The sequence below is a fragment of the Runella sp. genome (genome assembly GCF_027484545.1).
Lineage (GTDB): Bacteria > Bacteroidota > Bacteroidia > Cytophagales > Spirosomataceae > Runella.
On the sequence record NZ_JAIXST010000001.1, the window covers coordinates 1 to 19536 of the forward strand.

The 19536-nt window shown below is 43.9% G+C and carries 16 protein-coding genes; 12 read left to right on the plus strand and 4 right to left on the minus strand.

The features are described from left to right. Window positions 1–188 (minus strand): hypothetical protein (locus tag Q0081_RS00005; protein ID WP_298347969.1); only part of this gene is annotated, 188 nt, incomplete at its 3' end. Between the two features lie 82 nt (window positions 189–270). Beyond that, window positions 271–747: a cyclic pyranopterin monophosphate synthase MoaC gene (gene moaC / locus Q0081_RS00010; RefSeq protein WP_298347971.1), complete on the minus strand. Its 477-nt coding sequence runs from the start codon at window positions 745–747 to the stop codon at window positions 271–273. A gap of 227 nt (window positions 748–974) precedes the next feature. Between moaC and Q0081_RS00015 the strand changes: the two genes are divergently transcribed. The 7 genes from Q0081_RS00015 to Q0081_RS00045 all read left to right on the plus strand — a co-directional run bounded on the left by Q0081_RS00015 (window position 975) and on the right by Q0081_RS00045 (window position 8952). After that, window positions 975–1826, plus strand: coding sequence for an EboA domain-containing protein (locus tag Q0081_RS00015; protein ID WP_298347972.1), 852 nt, complete (start codon window positions 975–977; stop codon window positions 1824–1826). 18 nt (window positions 1827–1844) lie between these two features. After that, a complete protein-coding gene (locus Q0081_RS00020) occupies window positions 1845–2864 on the plus strand; it encodes a TatD family hydrolase (protein WP_298347973.1) in 1020 nt (339 codons plus the stop codon). 2 nt (window positions 2865–2866) lie between these two features. Then, window positions 2867–3736 carry a UbiA-like protein EboC gene (gene eboC / locus Q0081_RS00025; protein WP_298347974.1) on the plus strand — a complete coding sequence of 290 codons (870 nt, stop codon included), beginning with the start codon at window positions 2867–2869 and terminating at the stop codon, window positions 3734–3736. A 13-nt stretch (window positions 3737–3749) separates the two neighbouring features. Continuing rightward, window positions 3750–4916: a 3-dehydroquinate synthase gene (locus Q0081_RS00030; protein ID WP_298347975.1), complete on the plus strand. Its 1167-nt coding sequence runs from the start codon at window positions 3750–3752 to the stop codon at window positions 4914–4916. A gap of 173 nt (window positions 4917–5089) precedes the next feature. Beyond that, the gene (gene eboE, locus Q0081_RS00035) at window positions 5090–6286 is read left to right on the plus strand and encodes a metabolite traffic protein EboE (protein WP_298347977.1); all 1197 of its coding nucleotides are present in this window, start codon (window positions 5090–5092) and stop codon (window positions 6284–6286) included. A gap of 95 nt (window positions 6287–6381) precedes the next feature. Further along, window positions 6382–7761 (plus strand): alkaline phosphatase family protein, encoded by a 1380-nt coding sequence (locus Q0081_RS00040; RefSeq protein ID WP_298347979.1) that lies wholly within the window; start codon window positions 6382–6384, stop codon window positions 7759–7761. Window positions 7762–7818: 57 nt separating this feature from the next. Next, a complete protein-coding gene (locus Q0081_RS00045) occupies window positions 7819–8952 on the plus strand; it encodes an aspartate aminotransferase family protein (RefSeq protein ID WP_298347981.1) in 1134 nt (377 codons plus the stop codon). Between the two features lie 60 nt (window positions 8953–9012). Here the strand turns inward: Q0081_RS00045 and Q0081_RS00050 are convergent, their stop codons facing one another. After that, window positions 9013–10194 (minus strand): glycosyltransferase family 9 protein, encoded by a 1182-nt coding sequence (locus Q0081_RS00050; protein ID WP_298347983.1) that lies wholly within the window; start codon window positions 10192–10194, stop codon window positions 9013–9015. Window positions 10195–10197: 3 nt separating this feature from the next. After that, window positions 10198–11034, minus strand: a complete 837-nt coding sequence (locus Q0081_RS00055; RefSeq protein ID WP_298347985.1) for a DUF5672 family protein — start codon at window positions 11032–11034, stop codon at window positions 10198–10200. Window positions 11035–11314: 280 nt separating this feature from the next. On the opposite strand from Q0081_RS00055, the gene atpA reads away from it, so the two are divergent. From atpA to Q0081_RS00080, 5 genes are all read left to right on the plus strand, one after another. Further along, on the plus strand, window positions 11315–12892 hold the full coding sequence (gene atpA, locus Q0081_RS00060; protein WP_298347986.1) for a F0F1 ATP synthase subunit alpha: 1578 nt from the start codon (window positions 11315–11317) through the stop codon (window positions 12890–12892). A gap of 25 nt (window positions 12893–12917) precedes the next feature. Further along, window positions 12918–13835, plus strand: a complete 918-nt coding sequence (locus Q0081_RS00065; RefSeq protein WP_298347988.1) for a class I SAM-dependent methyltransferase — start codon at window positions 12918–12920, stop codon at window positions 13833–13835. A gap of 133 nt (window positions 13836–13968) precedes the next feature. After that, window positions 13969–14859 (plus strand): ATP synthase F1 subunit gamma, encoded by an 891-nt coding sequence (gene atpG, locus Q0081_RS00070; RefSeq protein ID WP_298347990.1) that lies wholly within the window; start codon window positions 13969–13971, stop codon window positions 14857–14859. A 202-nt stretch (window positions 14860–15061) separates the two neighbouring features. Next, the gene (locus tag Q0081_RS00075; RefSeq protein ID WP_298347992.1) at window positions 15062–16369 is read left to right on the plus strand and encodes a Gfo/Idh/MocA family oxidoreductase; all 1308 of its coding nucleotides are present in this window, start codon (window positions 15062–15064) and stop codon (window positions 16367–16369) included. Window positions 16370–16420: 51 nt separating this feature from the next. After that, window positions 16421–19536: family 16 glycoside hydrolase (locus Q0081_RS00080; protein ID WP_298347994.1), on the plus strand; the 3116-nt coding region annotated here is incomplete at its 3' end.

Genomic DNA, 19536 nt, shown 5'->3' on the forward strand with positions numbered 1-19536 from the left:
CTGCGAAGGTCATAGAAAAAAGTGTCTTTTGTTAAAACCCAACGAGGCTTACACCCGTTACAATAGACTTGATTGTTTTTGCGACTTAAAATACACACGTTGCCATGACCTATTTTGTTGTGATACTTGCACAATTCATTATTGAAGTATTGTAACTCTTTAAATTTGTCAAAATCTATAACATTCATGACGCAAAGTTAAATATCATAAATTATAAACCCAGTACCCAAATTTTAACTTTAAATCAAATTAGGTTTTTTCCTTTAATGATTAGAGTTGGGCAAAAAAATCTTTCTTCCCACCGGTCTTCGCAACAAGACGAGTTTCTTTTATAACAATGTGATGACTCATAGCTTTGCACATATCATAAATGGTCAAAGCTGCCACACTTGCGCCCGTCAGCGCTTCCATTTCGATCCCCGTTTTTCCCGTTACACTCGCCGTACATTCAATCACGACTTCGCGGGCATCGTTTACCGTAATCTCTACCTGACAATTCTCCAAACCCAACGGATGGCACAGAGGAATCAACTCTCCCGTTCGTTTGGCAGCCATCACTCCTGCAATAACAGCCGTCTGAAAAACAGGTCCTTTCTTCGTATGAATTTCTTCATTTTGAAGTAAATCCATGATTTCATTGCCGAGTACGACGATACTTCGCGCTTTAGCCACTCGTTTTGTCAATGCTTTTTCCGAAACATCCACCATACTTGGATTTCCTTCGGAATTCAAATGAGTAAGAGACATTCTTTCTTTTGTTTTAAATACAAATATGATGAACACTCCGTTTACTTTAGTGTATTATCTAATTTTTATCATTTTATTAGATACAGGCTTTTGCTACCGTTGTACCTTTGCAACTGCATCGGCGGTCCAGATGCTCCGACAGCCCGGCACATCGGCGCCCTGGCACTTCGGCAGCCCGGGAAAGTTTAAAAGTGAAAAGCGAGAATTAAAGTAAAGCAAAAATCAGTATGTTGGATCAAATAAATAGTCTTCTTTGGGAAATTCTCCGCGAGCACATTACTGCTTCCGAAGCCGATTGGCTGCAGGAGAAATGTAAGACAACGCCTCTGGAATTGATGACGGCTTTTGTGGCTGCGCCTCGTTTTTTAGCCAAGCGTGTTATAAAACCCCATGTGGCACAAACCCTTGAGTTGAACGAGATCTTACCCGGGTTTTCAGTGGAAGATTGGGGCGTGGTCAGGTTGAGTCGGGTCTGGTTGTTAAGTTGTTTGGACACGACTGACAAAGACGCTTATTGCCGCCATATTGATACACTCTTTGATACCGCAGAAATGAATGAAATGGTGGCTCTTTATTCATCATTGCCTGTTTTAGAATATCCTGAAAAATGGCTTTTCAGAGCCTCAGATGCCGTACGTTCCAATATGGGCGTGGTATTTGATGCCATCGCTTTACGAAATCCTTATCCTGCAAAGCATTTTACACAACTTGCATGGAATCAATTGGTGTTAAAAGCCATCTTCACTGACAAACCCATTCATTTGATTGTGGGATTGGAAGAAAGAGTAAATGAAAATCTGGCTTTTACGCTTTCTGATTTTGCCCACGAACGCTGGGCAGCAGGCCGTACAGTTCCTCCCCAAGTGTGGCGATTGGTGAGTAAATTTTTAAATGAAGACCTTCTATCGGATATAAAACAACTTTTTGTGTCTGAATTTATACCCGACCAACAGGCCGCAGCACTTACGTGTCATCATTCTGATTTTGAACCGGCAAAGCAATTACTTTCCCTTTATCCTAAGTTGGAGAAAACGGTTCACAACGGCAAATTGAGTTGGACCCACCTTGAAATCTATTGACCCCTATTAAGAAAAATTATGTGCTTAGCTGATAAAGAATTAACACAAAACCCCTCTCATTTTGAGGAAAGTGATGAAGTCGTCGCTCACCGAGACCTGGCATGGGAAGATTATCGTGACCTCATCAAAGGAATGCGCTTCTTTGACCCGCATATCCACATGGTTTCCCGTACTACGGATGACTACGAAGCCATGCGCGATGCCGGCATTGTAGCCCTCATTGAACCTGCTTTTTGGGTAGGCCAACCCCGTACCGGACTTTCTACTTTCAAAGATTATTACAGCAGTTTGGTGGGTTGGGAACGATTTCGGTCGTCGCAATTTGGAATCAAGCATTATTGCACCATTGGTCTTAACTCGCGCGAAGCCAACAACGAACCGCTGGCCGAGCAGGTAATGGAGATTTTGCCGTTGTATTTGTACAAAGAAGGGGTAGTAGGAGTAGGCGAAATAGGTTTTGACGACCAAACTCCTGCCGAAGAAAAATACTACCGTCTGCAATTGGAGTTAGCAAAAAAAGCAAAATTACCCGTGCAAATCCATACGCCGCACCGCGACAAAAAGCGAGGAACGGAGCGAAGTATGGCCATTGCGCTCGAACACGGCCTTGACCCGTCGTGGGTAATTGTAGACCACAATAATGAAGAAACCGTCAAGAGTGTGTTGGATCAGGGTTTTTGGGCAGCCTTTACAATCTACCCTTTTACCAAAATGAGCAATGAGCGGATGGTAAAATTGGTAGAGAAATACGGTCCTGACCAAATTATGATCAATTCAGCCGCCGATTGGGGCATTTCCGATCCATTGGCCATTCCCAAAACGGCTGCTCTGATGAAAATGCGCGGAATTGCGGACGAAACCATTCGTCTGGTAACGTATCAAAATGCCATTGATGCTTTTGCCAAAAGCGGTCAAATTGACGTGAGTGATTTTGAAAATGGCCTGACCGTTGACCAAAATCAGAAATTTCACGGAAACACGATTTTGCGCGGAGGTCAACAACCCCGCGTTGGTAAAGATTATTTATTGATTCAATAAACGTGAGCACATTAAAATCCTACTTACAGCTTACCCGACCCGCCAATATTGTCACGGCAATCGCTGATATATTTGCAGGAATGGCTATTGTCCGCTATCCATTTGAGGCAAACCCTGCGTATTGGTTAGTTCTCTCTACAGTAGGTTTGTACGGAGGAGGCGTCGTTTTAAATGATGTATTTGACGCAAAGCTGGATGCAGTTGAACGACCTGAACGGCCCATTCCAAGCGGTAAAGTACCGCTTCAATCGGCCGCTTTTATGGGAATTTCTCTGTTGGTTTTAGGGATTATTTCGGCAGGGCTTTTCAGCCTATTGAGTGTAGAAATCGCCATCGCAGTGGCACTTTTGGCCGTTTTATACAACCGTTTTGCCAAACACAGTGCACTATTTGGCCCGCTGACGATGGGTTTGTGCCGGGGTGGTAATCTGCTATTAGGTATGAGTGCCATTAATACCTCTTTGCCCGAGTGGGGTTGGTTGGCGTTGGTACCGATTGCCTACATTGGAGCCATTACGTTGATTAGCCAGGATGAAGTACACGGAGGAAAACGTCGCTCGCTTTATATCGCGGCTTCGCTTTATACCAGCGTTCACGCCATACAGTTTCTGGTGGCCGTCAATCAGAAAAATGGGTCTATGGCGCTGTTGCTCATTGCCTTACACGCGTTATTGGTGGGACTTCCGCTTTGGAAAGCACTGCAAAATCCCATTGCCCCCAACATCGGTAAAGCCGTAAAAGCAGGGGTACTTTCCCTGATTGTCATGGATGCTGCCTGGTGCATAGCGTTTGGAAACTGGCCCGTCGCGCTTGGTGTTCTTTTATTACTTCCATTATCCATACTATTAGCCCGCGCTTTTGCGGTGACATAGAGAATTTAATTTTATGCAAGCCCTACATCAATCATTTCAGGTACCCTATACCTACTCCATTTTTTTCACTAAAGGACTGTTTAATCGAAAAAACACAACTTTAGGTGATTTTTTTCGGTCGTTTGGCGAGGCCGGTTTTCAACGAAAAGCCCTTGTTGTCATTGACGGCGGCTTTTTGGCTCACTATCCGCAGCTTCAACCCTCCATTGTATCTTATTTTGCGACGTTGGAAAATGCGGTAAAACTTGTACCGACCCTTCTTGTAGTGCCGGGTGGCGAAGAAGCCAAAAACGACCCTGCTTTATTTGACAAAATTGTAGAAGCCATTGACGAATACGGCATTGACCGTCATTCGTTCGTAATTGGCATCGGCGGCGGTGCCGTATTGGATTTAGTCGGCTATGCCGCTGCTGTATCGCACCGCGGTGTAAAACACATTCGTATTCCTACGACGGTTTTGTCTCAAAACGATTCTGGAGTTGGGGTAAAAAATGGGATTAATTACCAAGGAAAGAAAAACTTTTTAGGAACGTTTTCCCCTCCCGTAGCGGTATTTAATGACCTTACTTTTCTGCAAAGTTTGGACGATCGCGATTGGCGCTCAGGCATTGCTGAAGCCATAAAAGTGGCTTTGATTAAAGACAGCGCCTTTTTTGAATGGATTGAAACCAATGTGGAAGCCCTTGCGAGACGCAACGAAGAGGTAATGGCGTATCTGATTCATCGTTGTGCCGAAATGCACGTGGAGCACATTCGCAGCGGCGACCCGTTTGAGTTTGGTTCTTCACGGCCTTTGGATTTTGGGCACTGGGCAGCGCACAAATTAGAATATCTTACTGATTTTCAAATTCGTCACGGCGAGGCAGTGGCCATTGGAATTGCCTTAGACAGTGTGTATTCTGCCAAAGTGGGCAAGTTGAGTGACGATGAATTGCAACGCATTTTGACGGTGATTCAAAAACTCGGTTTTGACTTATATCATCCCAAACTCGCCGAAAATGACAAAATCAATCTCCGAAATGGTTTGCAAGAATTTCGGGAACATTTGGGCGGCCGCCTGACCATTATGCTGCTTGATAAAATCGGCAAAGGCGTAGAAGTCCACGAAATGGATGCCGACCTCATTGCCGAAGCGGTGGATTATTTGGAAGGACATTATTCGAGCTTGTTGATGAGCTAATCTATCCCTATAGAACTCAGATTGTTACCATTTATTTCTTGCTAAAAATTGCTTTGTCACCCTGAAAGAGCCTATTAGGTGCTTTTGGGGTGACAAAGTAGCTTTTAGTCAAGGGGTACTTTTATCAATCATAAATCAGTATTTCAAACAAGCCACTCCCTATTTTTCCTCCAATGCAAACCCCACACGGACACCTCACTTATTGCAGCAATATTCACCCCGGCGAGCGTTGGGACGAGCATTTTAAAACCTTACAGGAAAATCTTCCATTCATCAAAAGTCAACTCTCTCCCAATACGCCTTTTGCGTTAGGGTTACGCTTGGCCAATGATGCATCCATTGAACTCACAAAACCCGAGCGTTTGGAAGAATTCAAAGCGTGGTTGATGGCCAATGATATGTATGTGTTTACCATGAACGGCTTTCCGTACGGAGGCTTTCACGCCACACGAGTCAAAGACGATGTACATTCACCCGATTGGACCACAACCGACCGCACCGAATATACCAAACGCTTGTTTCGAATTTTAGCTCAACTTCTGCCGGAGGGTATGGAAGGCGGCGTTTCCACTTCGCCTTTGTCGTATCGGTATTGGTGGAAAAACGACGCGGAAACACAGCAAGCCACTAAAATTGCGACGGAAAATATTCTCCAGGTAGCAGAAACGCTGATTGAACTTCGGCGCACTACGGGTAAGGTAATGCATCTCGATATTGAACCCGAACCCGACGGAATTCTGGAAAACGGACAGGAATTCATTGATTGGTACGCAGATTATTTTTTACCGAAAGGCATCGCTTACTTACAGGATGCTCACCATTTTTCTCCCGAAGAGGCCAAAGAAGCTTTACTGACGCACATTCAGTTGTGCTATGATGTGTGCCATTTCGCAGTGAGTTACGAAGAACCTCAAACCATTGTGAATCAATTGAATGAACTGGGGATTCGCGTCGGAAAAATCCAAATCAGTTCGGCCATCAAAATTGATTTAAGGGAAAACAGAGAGGCGAAATTAAAAGCCATTCAATCCTTTGACGAGCCAGTGTATTTGCACCAAGTGGTTGCCAAAAATGCCGATGGCAGTTTTCAGAAATACCACGATTTGCCCGAAGCCTTAGCGACTGACACTGACGAGCAGACCGAATGGCGCATTCACTTCCACGTACCCTTGTTTATCGAATCGTACGGACTGCTTGATTCCACCCAAAATGACATTGTAAAAACTCTTAATGTGCAGAAAGCCACGCCTTTTACCAAACATCTGGAAGTGGAAACATATACCTGGGGAGTATTACCGCCCGATATGCAAAAACCCATCGGTGAGTCTATTGTGCGGGAATTGGAATGGGTGAGTGAGCAGTTAAAATAATACAAGTTAAAGGTCGAGTTGAGAGTGCAGAGTGTCGAATAACGGAATTACATTCGACACTCTGAATTCTGCACTCGACACTTCTTTCTGAAACAATGAAAAAGACCGTTATTATTGATATTGTGGGCCTGAGTGCCAATTTGATTGGAGAACATACTCCTTTTTTAAGTAAATATGTAAAATCACGCCATATTACACCTATTAAACCTGTTTTGCCGGCTGTAACTACCACTCCGCAAAGTTGTTATGTTACAGGAAAATGGCCTTCCGAGCACGGTATCGTCGGCAATGGATGGTACGACCGCGATGATGCCGAAGTGAAGTTTTGGAAACAGTCCAACCATCTTGTAAAAGCAGAAAAAATTTGGGACGCAGCCAAGCGGCAAGGCCCGTCGTTTACGTGTTCAAAGATGTTTTGGTGGTACAATATGTATTCTACTGCCGATTATTCCGTCACGCCGCGCCCTCAATACCATGCAGATGGCGTAAAAGCGCCGGATTGTTATGCGTATCCAGCCAGTCTGCGTGATGAACTTCAAAAGGACTTAGGACAATTTCCGTTGTTTAGTTTTTGGGGACCCAATGCCAATATCAAATCTACCAAGTGGATTGCCGATGCGTCCATGTGGGTGGACAATAAACACAATCCAACGCTGACGCTCATTTACTTGCCTCACTTAGATTATTGTTTGCAGAAATTCGGCCCCGATTTCTCTAAAATCAGCAAAGAAGTAAGCGAATTGGATAAAGTGGTGGAAGAATTGGTGCAGTTTTACGAAACCAAAAACGCCAAAATCATTCTCCTTTCCGAATACGGAATTAATTCTGTCAATCGGCCTGTTCACATCAATCGGATTCTGCGCGAAGAAGGTTTAATAGCCGTTCGTACCGAACGTTGGTATGAACTTCTGGACGCGGGCGCTTCTAAAGCCTTTGCTACTGCCGACCATCAGATTGCCCACATTTATATCAATGACCCGTCGGTGAAAGATCGGGTAAAAAAACGCTTGGAACAAACGCCCGGTATTGAAATGGTGTTGGACGAAGAAGGAAAAAAGGCACATCACCTCGATCACGAACGCTCAGGCGATTTGGTTGCGGTAGCGGCACCTGATAGCTGGTTTACCTATTACTACTGGTTCGACGACTCCAAAGCGCCTGATTATGCTCATTTGGTAGATATTCACCGCAAACCTGGCTATGACCCCGTTGAGATGTTTATGGACCCCAAAAATCCGCTTATTAAGCTGCGAGCGGGCTACAAATTAGGCCGTAAACTGCTCGGTTTTAGATATTTAATGGATGTCATTCCGCTGGATGCGACGTTGGTCAAAGGCTCCCACGGAGGTATCAGTGCGCCCAAAGAATTTTATCCCATCTGCGTAACCGATCAACCTTTAAAACAAAAAGAGTTGCAGGCAATAGAAGTTTATGATGTGATTTGGAAACATTTATTTCCTCACAATAACGTCTAACGGTTAACAATTAATGTTCAGTTAGGTATCTTTGTTAAATTTTTCAGTTTTGTGACCATGAATCTTTTTAACGTTTATCCGATTTACGACATCGAACCCGTCCAAGCGCAAGGCTCTTGGTTATGGGACAGCAAAGGCGAGAAATACCTCGACCTTTACGGCGGACACGCCGTGATTTCTGTGGGTCATTGCCACCCGCATTACGTCGAAAAAATGACGGAACAGTTGCGACGAATCAATTTCTACTCCAACTCTGTCAGGATATCGTTACAAGATGAACTCGCGCAAAAGCTCGGAGAATTGTCAGATTGTCCTGATTATACCCTCTTTTTGTGTAATTCTGGCGCCGAAGCCAATGAGAATGCCCTCAAACTGGCATCGTTCTACAATGGCGGGAAGAAAGTAGTAGCTTTCACAAAAGCATTTCACGGACGTACGGCGGGAGCCGTAGCAGTTACCGACAATCCGTCTATAGTAGCCCCCGTCAATGACAATCAGCACGTTACATTTTTGCCATTCAATGACGTGGAAGCCGTTCGTCAACACGACATGACAGATGTGTGTGCCGTCATTGTAGAAGGCATTCAGGGAGTAGGTGGAATTCAAGTCGCCTCGGAAGAATTCCTGCGGGCGATTCGTGAAAAATGTGACGAAACCAATGCCATTTTTATTTTAGACAGCGTACAATGCGGTTATGGACGTTCGGGTAAATTTTTCTCTAATCAACATTATCCCAATCTTCACGCTGATCTTTATACTACAGCCAAAGGCATGGGCAATGGGTTTCCAATTGCTGGCGTATTAATTTCCCCCAAATTTCAGGCAAAGTACGGAATGCTCGGCACTACTTTTGGAGGAAATCACCTTGCGTGCGCGGCCGGAATAGCAGTATTGGAAATTATGGAGCAGGAAAATCTCATGGCAAATGCCGCAGAAGTGGGAGATTACCTGATGAAAGGTATTGCTGAAATTGGAGGATATAAAGAATTGCGTGGGCGTGGACTGATGATTGGCATTGAATATGATTTCCCGGTAGAAGAACTACGCAATAAATTACTCTTTGATTATCATCAGTTTACGGGAGTTGCCGGCAAAAATACCATTCGTTTGCTGCCTTCACTTGCACTTAAAAAGGAAGAAGCTGATCTATTTTTGGAAGTTTTAAATAAAGAAACTCGGGTTTTGGCCTAAAATCTGTTTCTGAGTTCCTAAATAAAAAGTGCGCAGGTTCATCTTGCGCACTTTCTTTGTTTAAGATATTATTTTTTCGGCGATGAGGTTTTTCACTTCCTCCGTTTCCATGTTTTCGCGGTATAGGATTTCAACATTTTTGCGAACAAACTCCACCCCCAAACTCAGCGTATGCCCGTGCAACAGCAAAACCGGAAAGTTGGCAATGGGATAAAAAGGCAATCCTGACGCTTTATAAATTGTAATTGTTTTGCAGAAAATACAGCACAGGTGTTCGGGAAACGAATCTAAGGTCAAAGCGTATTCTGCACCCGTAGCCAAAAAAGCCAATTCCTGAATTGACAAACGCTTGGAGCCATCCAAAACTCGTCCTACAAACCGAGAATCTGTAACTTCCTGAATGTTTTTAATAATTCGAGCCGATAAGTCTGTTTGACCGCACAGCACGAAGGAGTAATTTGAATTATTCAATACATTTCCAACAATCGTTGCCCAAAATTCCGAACTCATTTGACGATGCTCTTCGCCAGTTTCGGGAAAAAGTAAGACATAAGGGCTCGACAATTTTGAAGGCAGTTTTTGCTCAATCTGCTGCTGCGAAATACTTGGATTAATCGTAAAGTAGGGAACTACCTCTTCCAATTTGACTTCAATTCCCATCTCTTTCAATAAAACTGAATAAGTATCGAAATGATGAAAAGTAGCCTGTTTGGAAATATCCAACTCTACATCCAATAAGCCGCCTAACCCCCGGCGATTGAAACCGATTGCCTTTTTTACATGAATAAAAGGAAGAATAAAATGCGAAACAGCGTAAGAGGTACGGACATCCAGATAATAATCGTATTCGTCTTTTTTTAAATCAGACAAGACCTCTCGAAACGTACGATAATTCTGTTTGAGTTTTTGCCACGTATTGATTTTACTTCGATTGCTCAAAAAGTGATCAATGTAGAACACATGACGAATATAAGGATTGGAGTCATTTACTGCCTTACACCACGTAGGCGAAATGATGTCAATAACCGCATTTGGGTACTTTTTATAAATAATGGGGAACAGATAAGATACTGTCAAAGCATCACCCATGTGTCCTAATGAGGCTATCAAAACCTTAGGGGTATCACTGATAAGATTTCGTCGCCTTTTTTTATAAAACCACTTCGCATAGATATCTATAAGCGAATCAATTACCTTTAAAGGGATAGTTTCGCGGGGCGTACCGCTGTATTTTCTCTTCATTTCTTACAATTTGTGTCCAAATTTTTCAAAATGAGATTTCCAAAACGCTAACTCATGAATATCCCAAGCGTGGCAGCCAAAAGGCAGTTGATTTTTGTTCAGAACAAATGCTTTGGAGGGAAAATCCTCTACTGCAAACCGAAGAGCTTCTTGCCAATGGGGTAAACGTACTTGTTTAAAGTATCGATTCATCTCGATACAAAAGAAAATATCTTCATTATAAAATGAACCTTTGCCTGCCAAATAGTGCTCAATTTTCGGGCGGTTGTTACGCACAATAGCAAGCATTTTTTGAACTTTCCGCAACGAAAACCCTCCGTTGCCTACTGTCATCTTCAAAATTACATCCAACGGTTGATTTTGACTCCTTTTATCTCTTAAATCAAACCAAATTGCTATTTGTTTTTTTAGACGAAAGATAAGTCGATCGGTTACAGACGAAAAATCCCGTTCAATACGCCATGGTGCTCCAATGTAATCATACCCTTTTGCACACCACTCTTTTAGTTCATCCTTAAAAACAAAGGCATCTAACTGATAAATAAGGATATACTCATAATTTAAAAATCGCTCATAAAACTCAGTGGAAAGCATTAGTCGATTATACGTCTGTACACTTTTAAAATAATTATCGTCAAATGTTTCAACTTCTATATGCGGATATTTCTCTAAAATAAAGTCTATGTTCAGCGAAATAGGCTTGACGAGCTTAATTGGATAGTTGTTTAGTATGTTTAAACATTGTGTAAAAGAGACTTGCTCGTGTAGCGTAAAATTTGATTTATAAACAGGAATGACAACTGCGACTGGGTTCATACCACCTTTTTGGGTTGGTGTCAAAATTTAGGGGGACAAAAGTAAGCCAAAGGTAAAACAAAAACACAATCTAAAATAAAATTTTACCGATACCCCTTTTACCTCTTCTATAAATGCACTATTAATCGCTCGGTAGTGATGCATATATTCTTTCTTAGAAAAAAGACCCGTTTAGAGTGTTTAAGGCATCTACTGAACTTTTAGCAAAAAATTGTATATTTTTTATACAGTCGCTGTTGTTGAAGCAAATTTATCGCTAATTTTGCGGCAAATTTATGAATCACTATAAACTTAATATCATAATATGGTAGCTGTAAGACCGGATGAGGTTTCGGCGATACTTCGGGAGCAATTGGCCGGTGCAAAAACCGAAGCCCAACTCGAAGAAGTAGGTACGGTGCTGCAAGTAGGTGACGGGGTAGCTCGTATCTATGGCCTTACCAAAGTACAGGCAGGGGAGCTGATTGTGTTCGAGAATGGACTCAAAGCTCTTGCCCTTAACCTCGAAGAAGATAACGTCGGAGCTGTATTGTTCGGCGAATCCAACGAAATCAAAGAAGGCGATACCGTAAAACGTACCGGTGAAATTGCCTCGGTAAAAGTAGGCGAAGGCATCGTTGGTCGCGTAGTTAATACTTTAGCTGAACCAATTGACGGCTTGGGGCCGATTCAGGGCGAAACCTTTGAAATGCCCCTCGAACGCAAAGCCCCCGGGGTAATTTACCGTCAACCCGTAACGGAGCCCCTTCAAACGGGTATCAAAGCGATTGACGCCATGATTCCTATCGGACGCGGTCAACGCGAGTTGGTTATCGGTGACCGTCAAACGGGTAAAACGGCCGTTTGTATTGATACCATCATCAATCAAAAAGAATTTTACGATAAAGGTGAGCCTGTATTCTGTATCTACGTAGCCTGCGGCCAGAAAGCCTCTACTGTAAAACAGGTAGAAGCCACTCTTCGTAGATACGGTGCTATGGACTACACAGTTATTGTTGCGGCGGCGGCTTCCGATCCATCACCAATGCAGTTCTTTGCTCCTTTTACAGGTGCAGCCATTGGAGAATATTTCCGTGATACTGGTCGCCCGGCATTGGTGGTTTATGATGACTTATCAAAACAAGCCGTAGCCTACCGCGAAGTATCCCTTCTGCTTCGTCGTCCACCCGGCCGTGAAGCCTATCCCGGAGACGTATTTTATCTTCACAGTCGCTTACTGGAGCGTGCTGCCAAGATAAATGCCTCGGATGAAATCGCTAAAAGTATGAACGATTTACCTCCTTCGTTGAAAGACAAAGTGAAAGGTGGAGGTTCATTGACAGCCCTTCCAATCATTGAAACTCAGGCAGGTGACGTTTCAGCGTATATCCCAACCAACGTAATCTCAATCACTGACGGTCAGATATTCCTGGAATCAAACCTGTTCAACTCAGGGATTCGTCCTGCCATCAACGTAGGTATTTCGGTATCGCGCGTAGGAGGTAATGCACAGATTAAATCAATGAAGAAAGTAGCGGGTACGCTTAAATTGGATCAAGCTCAATTCCGTGAATTGGAGGCTTTTTCTAAGTTTGGCTCTGACCTTGATGCTTCTACTAAATTGACGATTGACCGTGGTCGCCGCAATCAGGAAATCTTGAAACAGGCTCAGTTCTCTCCCGTTAGTGTAGGGGATCAGGTAGCTATTATCTACGCTTCCATCAATGGAGTTTTGGATAAAGTGAATATCAGTAAAGTAAAGGCGTATGAAACTGAGTTTATTGCCTTACTCAAAGCACTTCATCCAGAAGTAATCCCAAGTTTAGCAGCGGGTAAATTGGATGATGCCGTTACTGATATTATCAAAAAAATAGGCCGTGAATTGGCCCTTAAATACGCTTAATTGGCCGCGTTGGCGGTCGGACTGAATGTCGCGCATCAAAGAAATCGTAAAGGCTACGCCCCTCTTGGGGGACGTAGCCCGATTTATCGGAAAGTACCGTACACGGGTTCCCGCTGGGCATTTTTATAGCCCTATCGTCTCTGCGGACGAGGTGCGTAAACGTGAGGCACAAATCTACCCAACGCCCCCTCGGACGTTGCCAGGCCTTGACCTTCGCGAGGAGGCCCAATTAGCATTGATGCAGACATTTGCCAAGTCTTATTTTGGGAGCGTTCCTTTTACGGATGTGCCTCAAGACGGCTTTCGGTATTATTTTGTCAACAAATATTTTATTCACGCCGATGCTACCACGCTCCACTGCATGATGCGACATTTTCGCCCCAAGCAGATTATTGAAGCAGGTTCAGGGTTTTCCTCGGCTGTGATGTTGGATACCAACGAGCGGTTTTTGAATCAAAGCGTGAAGTTTACGTTCATTGAGCCTTATCCTGACCGTTTGTATTCTTTGCTGACACCCGCAGACCGTCAGCAGACAACCATTTTTGAAAAAACGCTGCAGGATATTCCGGTTGACTATTTTGAAAAATTGGAAGAAAATGACATTCTGTTTATTGACTCTACCCACGTGTCAAAAACCGGTAGTGATGTCAATTATTTCCTATTTGAAATTTTCCCTCGTCTTAAACCGGGAGTCATTATTCACGTTCACGACGTATTTTATCCGTTTGAATATCCCAAAGCATGGGTAATTGACGGTAACGGACGTTTTGGCTGGAATGAAGCTTATATTCTGCGGGCGTTTTTAATGTATCAGGATAAGTTTGAGATTTTGTTTCACAACGATTTCCTTCAAACTTTTCACGCAGATTGGCTCGCTCAAAATATGCCAACCTACGCCACTCGCGGTCGCGGGTCAAGTATTTGGCTGAGAAAAGTAAAATAGTTTACAGTTGCCGGTCAACAGTTTACAGTATAGGCAAACTTTTGCCTGAGTCAAAAAAGTAAGTGAGTTAAGTTAGAATAGCTTTATCCCACACGGATAACTATTAACAAATAACAGATAACGGTAATACAAAATGGCTTCACTTAAAGAAGTTCGGAATAGAATCACGTCGGTCAACTCGACGCAACAAATCACGAAGGCCATGAAAATGGTGGCTGCCGCTAAACTTCGTCGTGCTCAGGACGCTATCATACAAATGCGCCCTTATGCCAAAAAGTTGGGTGAAATGCTGGCTACGGTATCAGCAGGAGCTGAAACCGCCGCCGATAGCCCTTTCAAACAAGTGCGTTTGGTAGAAAAGGTATTGATTGTGACTGTTACCTCTGACCGTGGACTTTGTGGAGCATTCAATACCAACGTTATCAAAGCTGCCGCTGCTCTTATTCAGGAAAAATACGCTGCACAAGCCGCCAAAGGCAACGTAGAAATTTTGGCCTTGGGTAAAAAAGGCGGAGAAGCTTTTCTACGTCGGGGTGTAACAGTTAATACCGCCTTTATGGACGTGTATGCCCGGTTGAGCTTCGGTGTTGTAAAAGAAGCTGCTGAAAGCATCATGGCTGACTTTCAGGCAGGGAAATACGATGTGGTTGAGTTGGTATTTAACGAGTTCAAAAACGTAGCCACTCAGATTATCCGCGCTGATCAGCTTTTGCCCATCGCAGCCAATCCCGAAGCATTAATGAAAATGCCAACTACGGCAACTAACTATATATTTGAGCCTGCGGAAGAGCAAATTGTACAGGATTTGATTCCTAAAACACTCAAAATTCAGCTCTACCGCGCTGTACTCGAATCCAATGCCTCTGAACATGGTGCCCGGATGACAGCAATGGATAAAGCTACAGAAAATGCACAGGACCTCTTGAAAGCATTGCGTTTGGAATACAACCGCTCTCGTCAGGCTGCCATCACCAAAGAAATCCTTGAAATTGTCGGTGGTGCTGAGGCGTTGTCGCAGGGATAATAAATACACTAATTTTTCTATAAAAAAGGGTCTGTTCTTGATAGAGCAGGCCCTTTTTGCTTTTTTACTACCAGTATTTTATCAACTTTAAAGGGCTGGTATTTCTTATCAATGAAGAGATAGGCTAATTATTTTAGATAATGTTAGGCTTATTTTAAAAAATATGAGTAATGTAGTAAGGTTATTTTCTTAGTAAACAAAAGTGCAGTTTGACTCATTGATCATCATGGATAAAAACACGCCTAACACCCCTTCCAGAAGAAAATTTATCAAAGGTTCGCTTACTGCCTTAGCGGCCTTTTCAATTGTCCCCCGCCACGTATTGGGAAAAGGCTTTTTAGCTCCCAGCGACCAGCTCACCAAAGCCATTGTGGGCGTGGGTGGCATGGGACGCGGCCATATTCCGTATGCCGGAACTAAAGTGGTAGCTATATGTGACGTGGACAAACGTCACATCAAAATGGCGTTAGACGACCTCGGTACCAATGCCTCCGGCGTGAAAACCTTTTCAGATTATCGTGAATTGATTCAACTGCCTGAAGTTGACATTGTTCACGTAGCTACGCCTCCGCATTGGCACGGTATCATTGCCGCTGATGCGGCACGGGCAGGCAAAGATGTCTGGTGTGAAAAACCCATGACCCGTACCATTGGCGAAGGGAAACGACTCATGGAAGCAGTTCAGCAACACGGTCGTATTTTTCGCTTAAATACGTGGTTTCGGTTTGAGTCCAACTTTTATGGTATGAATACGACCGTAAAACCCATCAAAAAATTAGTTGAAAGTGGGTTGCTCGGTTGGCCGCTCAAAGTGACTGTGAGTCGTGCGACAGGCTTTGACTGGAAATTCTACTGGGTTGGTAAAACGGATCTTAGACCTGAATCCATCCCTGCCGAATTGGATTATGACATGTGGCTTGGGCCCGCTCAATATAAACCTTACAGCGAACATCGAGTACACGGAACATTCCGAGGATATTGGGATTACGACGGTGGAGGTTTGGGTGATATGGGACAACACTATTTAGACCCGATTCAATATTTCTTAGGCAAGGATGATACAAGTCCTATCAGCGTAGAAATCGACGCCCCTCAACAACATACCGATGCAGTAGGTACTTGGCGCCGCATTGAATACACCTACGCCGATGGCTGTAAAATCATTTTAGATGGTCAAGGCAAAGACGAAAATGTACCTTACATCGAAGGGCCTAAGGGCAAGTTATATCCAAATTTTCGCTCCGATATTCCTGATTTAGAGAAAAAATTGGCAGCTTTTCCTGATTCAGAACCTCAAGTCACTGACTTTGTCGAAGCCGTCAAAAAACGTCAGAAATTCGCATTGAACGAAGAGAACGGACACCGTTCCTGCACGATTGTTAATATGGGTTTAGCGGCATTGCGCTTGGGTCGTTCGTTGAAATATGATCCTGTCAAGCAATTATTTGTGGACGATGAAGGTGCTAATCGCCTTATTGATCAACCCATGCGCGGACCGTGGACGATTTGATAATTTGTGATTTAGCGAGTTGTGAATTAGTGAATTAATCATTAGTATTATATGAAAAAAATACAATTTATATATCTTGCCCTTTTAATGAGTGGTTCGATGGCTATCGCTCAAGTTGACAGTCGCATTACTGCACTTTTGAGGCAGTTTCCTGCTCAGAATGCCAAACAACTGCAAAAAAACATGGATGACATGGCTGCTTTGGGTAAATTGGGCATTGCTCAGTTGGCTTCTCAACTATCCTCTTCCGACAAAGCCGAACATGCTAAAGTTCAATACGCCATCGGAGGTTTTTCCTATTTTGTATCACAAAGCGGCAAAGATGATTGGCGCAAAATGGCCGCCGAAGCTTATGCTGAAGCCTTGGGTAAAGTAGCCGACAAAGACAACAAAGCCTTTCTGATTTTTCAACTTCAGCAGGTAGGGAAAGACGAAGTCGTTGGTACATTATCTCCTTTTTTAGCTGATGAAAAACTAAGCGGGCCTGCCGCGCGCGCTTTGGCCAAAATAGGTACTCCTGCTGCCGGAAAAGCTTTATTACAAGCTCTCGCCAATTCATCCCGTGAGTCTCAAATTTCCATCGTAGAAGCGTTGGGAGACAGCAAATATGCCGAGGCAGCATCCCTGATTGAAAAGTTAGCAACCAATACAGATGTTAAACTGCGAAAAGTATCCCTGTATGCTTTAGCAAAGATAGGGGAACGCTCTTCCATAAACGTTATGCTGAATAACGCTGCCAAAGCAGCGTATGGGTATGACGAAGCCAATGCAACTTCTTCTTATCTCACGTATTTGAATCGTTTAATGGAAACCAGCAATAAAGCGATTGCTGAAAAAGCAGCAAATGACTTGTTGAAAAATACACCCGATGCTAAACAAACTCCAACTCGCTCAACTGCTCTGAAGTTATTAGCTGACAGTCAGGGCGTTGGCAGTACCCCTACCTTAATAAAAGCATTGGGAAGTACTGATATAAGTTACCGAATAGCCGCATTGAAATCTGCTCAAAAATACATCACACCCGCCACGACGAACCTTTGGCTTAAGGCTTTGCCCAATTTGAAACCCGACGCGCAGGCCGAGATTATCGGGATGTTGGGGCAAGCAGAGGCAAAGTCAGCTTTACCCACTATCCTCAAAAACTTAACCAATAAGGAAAGTTCAGTAAAACTCGCGGCCATCAAAGCAGCGGGCAAAATTGGACAGGAAAGTGCATTGGGAAGTTTATTGGGCGTATTGAAAAAAGGGAATACGGACGACTTGAAAGCAGTCAAAAATGCACTGCTAACGATGAAAGGGGATAAAGTAGTTGACCAAATAGCTGCTGCCATTCCAACTATGCCTGCCAATGCGCAACCTACGCTGATAGAAGTTCTTGCCGCCCGTGCTGCTGACAGTAAAATAGACGTGATCTTAGGGCAGTTGAAAAACAACGATGCCACCGTAAAAACGGCTGCTTTCACGGCCTTAAAAAGCGTCTCTGTTTCCAAAGATCTTAATACCTTGTTTGGATTACTCAATACCGTGACCGAACCTCAGGAAATACAGGCCGTTCAGGAAGCGATTACGGCCGCCGTAAAAGGAACGGGCGATGCCGCTAAACAAACGGATGTTTTATTGAGCCAAATCAATTCCGTCTCTGCGGATAAAAAGCCTAATTACCTGCGCGTATTGGCCAATATAGGCACGAAGAAAGCACTCAATGCCGTGGCTACTGCCTACACCGGCGGGGATGCTGCCACTCAAAAAGCCGTTGTTAATTCACTTGCCAATTGGTCGGACGTGAGCGCTACCGCTGAATTATATAAAATTGGAAAAAGCACTTTCGATGCCGCTTATCTAGACCAAGCCGTGAGTGGGTACGTGCGGGCAGTGAACGTTTCCAAACAAACGCCTACGCAAAAAGTATTAATGCTTCGCAAAGCAATGGAAATGGCCAAAACAAACGCCCAAAAAGAAAGTATCCTGAAAGAATTGGTTAGAAACCGAACGTTCAACGCGCTCATTTTTGCGGGCAATTATTTGGATGACACCCAATTACAACAAACAGCCGCTCAGATTATACTCAATGCTGCCTCGGCCAATAAAGATTTTCAAGGCGAAGCAGTTCGTTCACTGGTGACCAAAGCAATGAACGTTATTTCAAATGACTCCCAAAAAGAAGCCGCTCGCAAATATTTGGCCGAAATGCCAAAGGGAGAAGGATTTGTTTCCCTGTTCAATGGAAAAGATTTAACGGGTTGGAAGGGATTGGTTGCCAATCCTGTCGCGCGTGCTAAAATGCACCCCGATACTTTGGCCGCCAAACAGGCAAAAGCGGACGAAGTAATGCGAAAAGGGTGGGTGGTCAAAGACGGTGACTTGGTGTTCACGGGTCACGGCGACAACCTTTGCACCGTCAAAAAGTATGGCGATTTTGAAATGTACGTAGACTGGAAAATCGAGCCCAAAGGTGATGCTGGTATTTACCTGCGCGGTTCGCCGCAAGTGCAGGTTTGGGATACGTCGCGTGTGGAGGTAGGCGCCCAAGTTGGATCGGGGGGGCTTTACAACAACCAAAAGAACCCAAGCAAACCGCTTAAATTGGCCGATAACGCCATTGATGACTGGAATACTTTTCGGATTATCATGAAAGCGGACCGCGTAACGGTGTACCTCAATGGGGAATTGGTGGTGGATAACGTAGTATTGGAAAACTACTGGGACCGCAAACAACCGATTTTTGCAATGGAACAATTGGAACTGCAAGCCCACGGAACATTGGTGGCCTATCGTGATATTTACATCAAAGAACTTCCTCGCCCTGAACCTTTTATGCTGAGTGAGCAGGAGAAAAAAGCGAACTTCAAAGTCCTTTTTGATGGAACCAATATGTTTGAATGGCAGGGAAATACGACCGATTACGTCATCGAAAACGGCGAAATGGTGGTTTATCCCAATCGCGGCGGAAAAGGCAACCTGTATACCAAAGATGAGTACAGCGATTTTGAATTCCGTTTTGAATTTTTATTGACACCGGGTGCTAATAATGGCTTGGGAATCCGTACCCCACTTCAGGGCGACGCTGCGTATGTGGGTACGGAATTGCAAATTTTGGACAACGAAGCGGATATATATAAATCGTTGCAACCTTACCAATACCACGGTTCGGCCTATGGTATCATTCC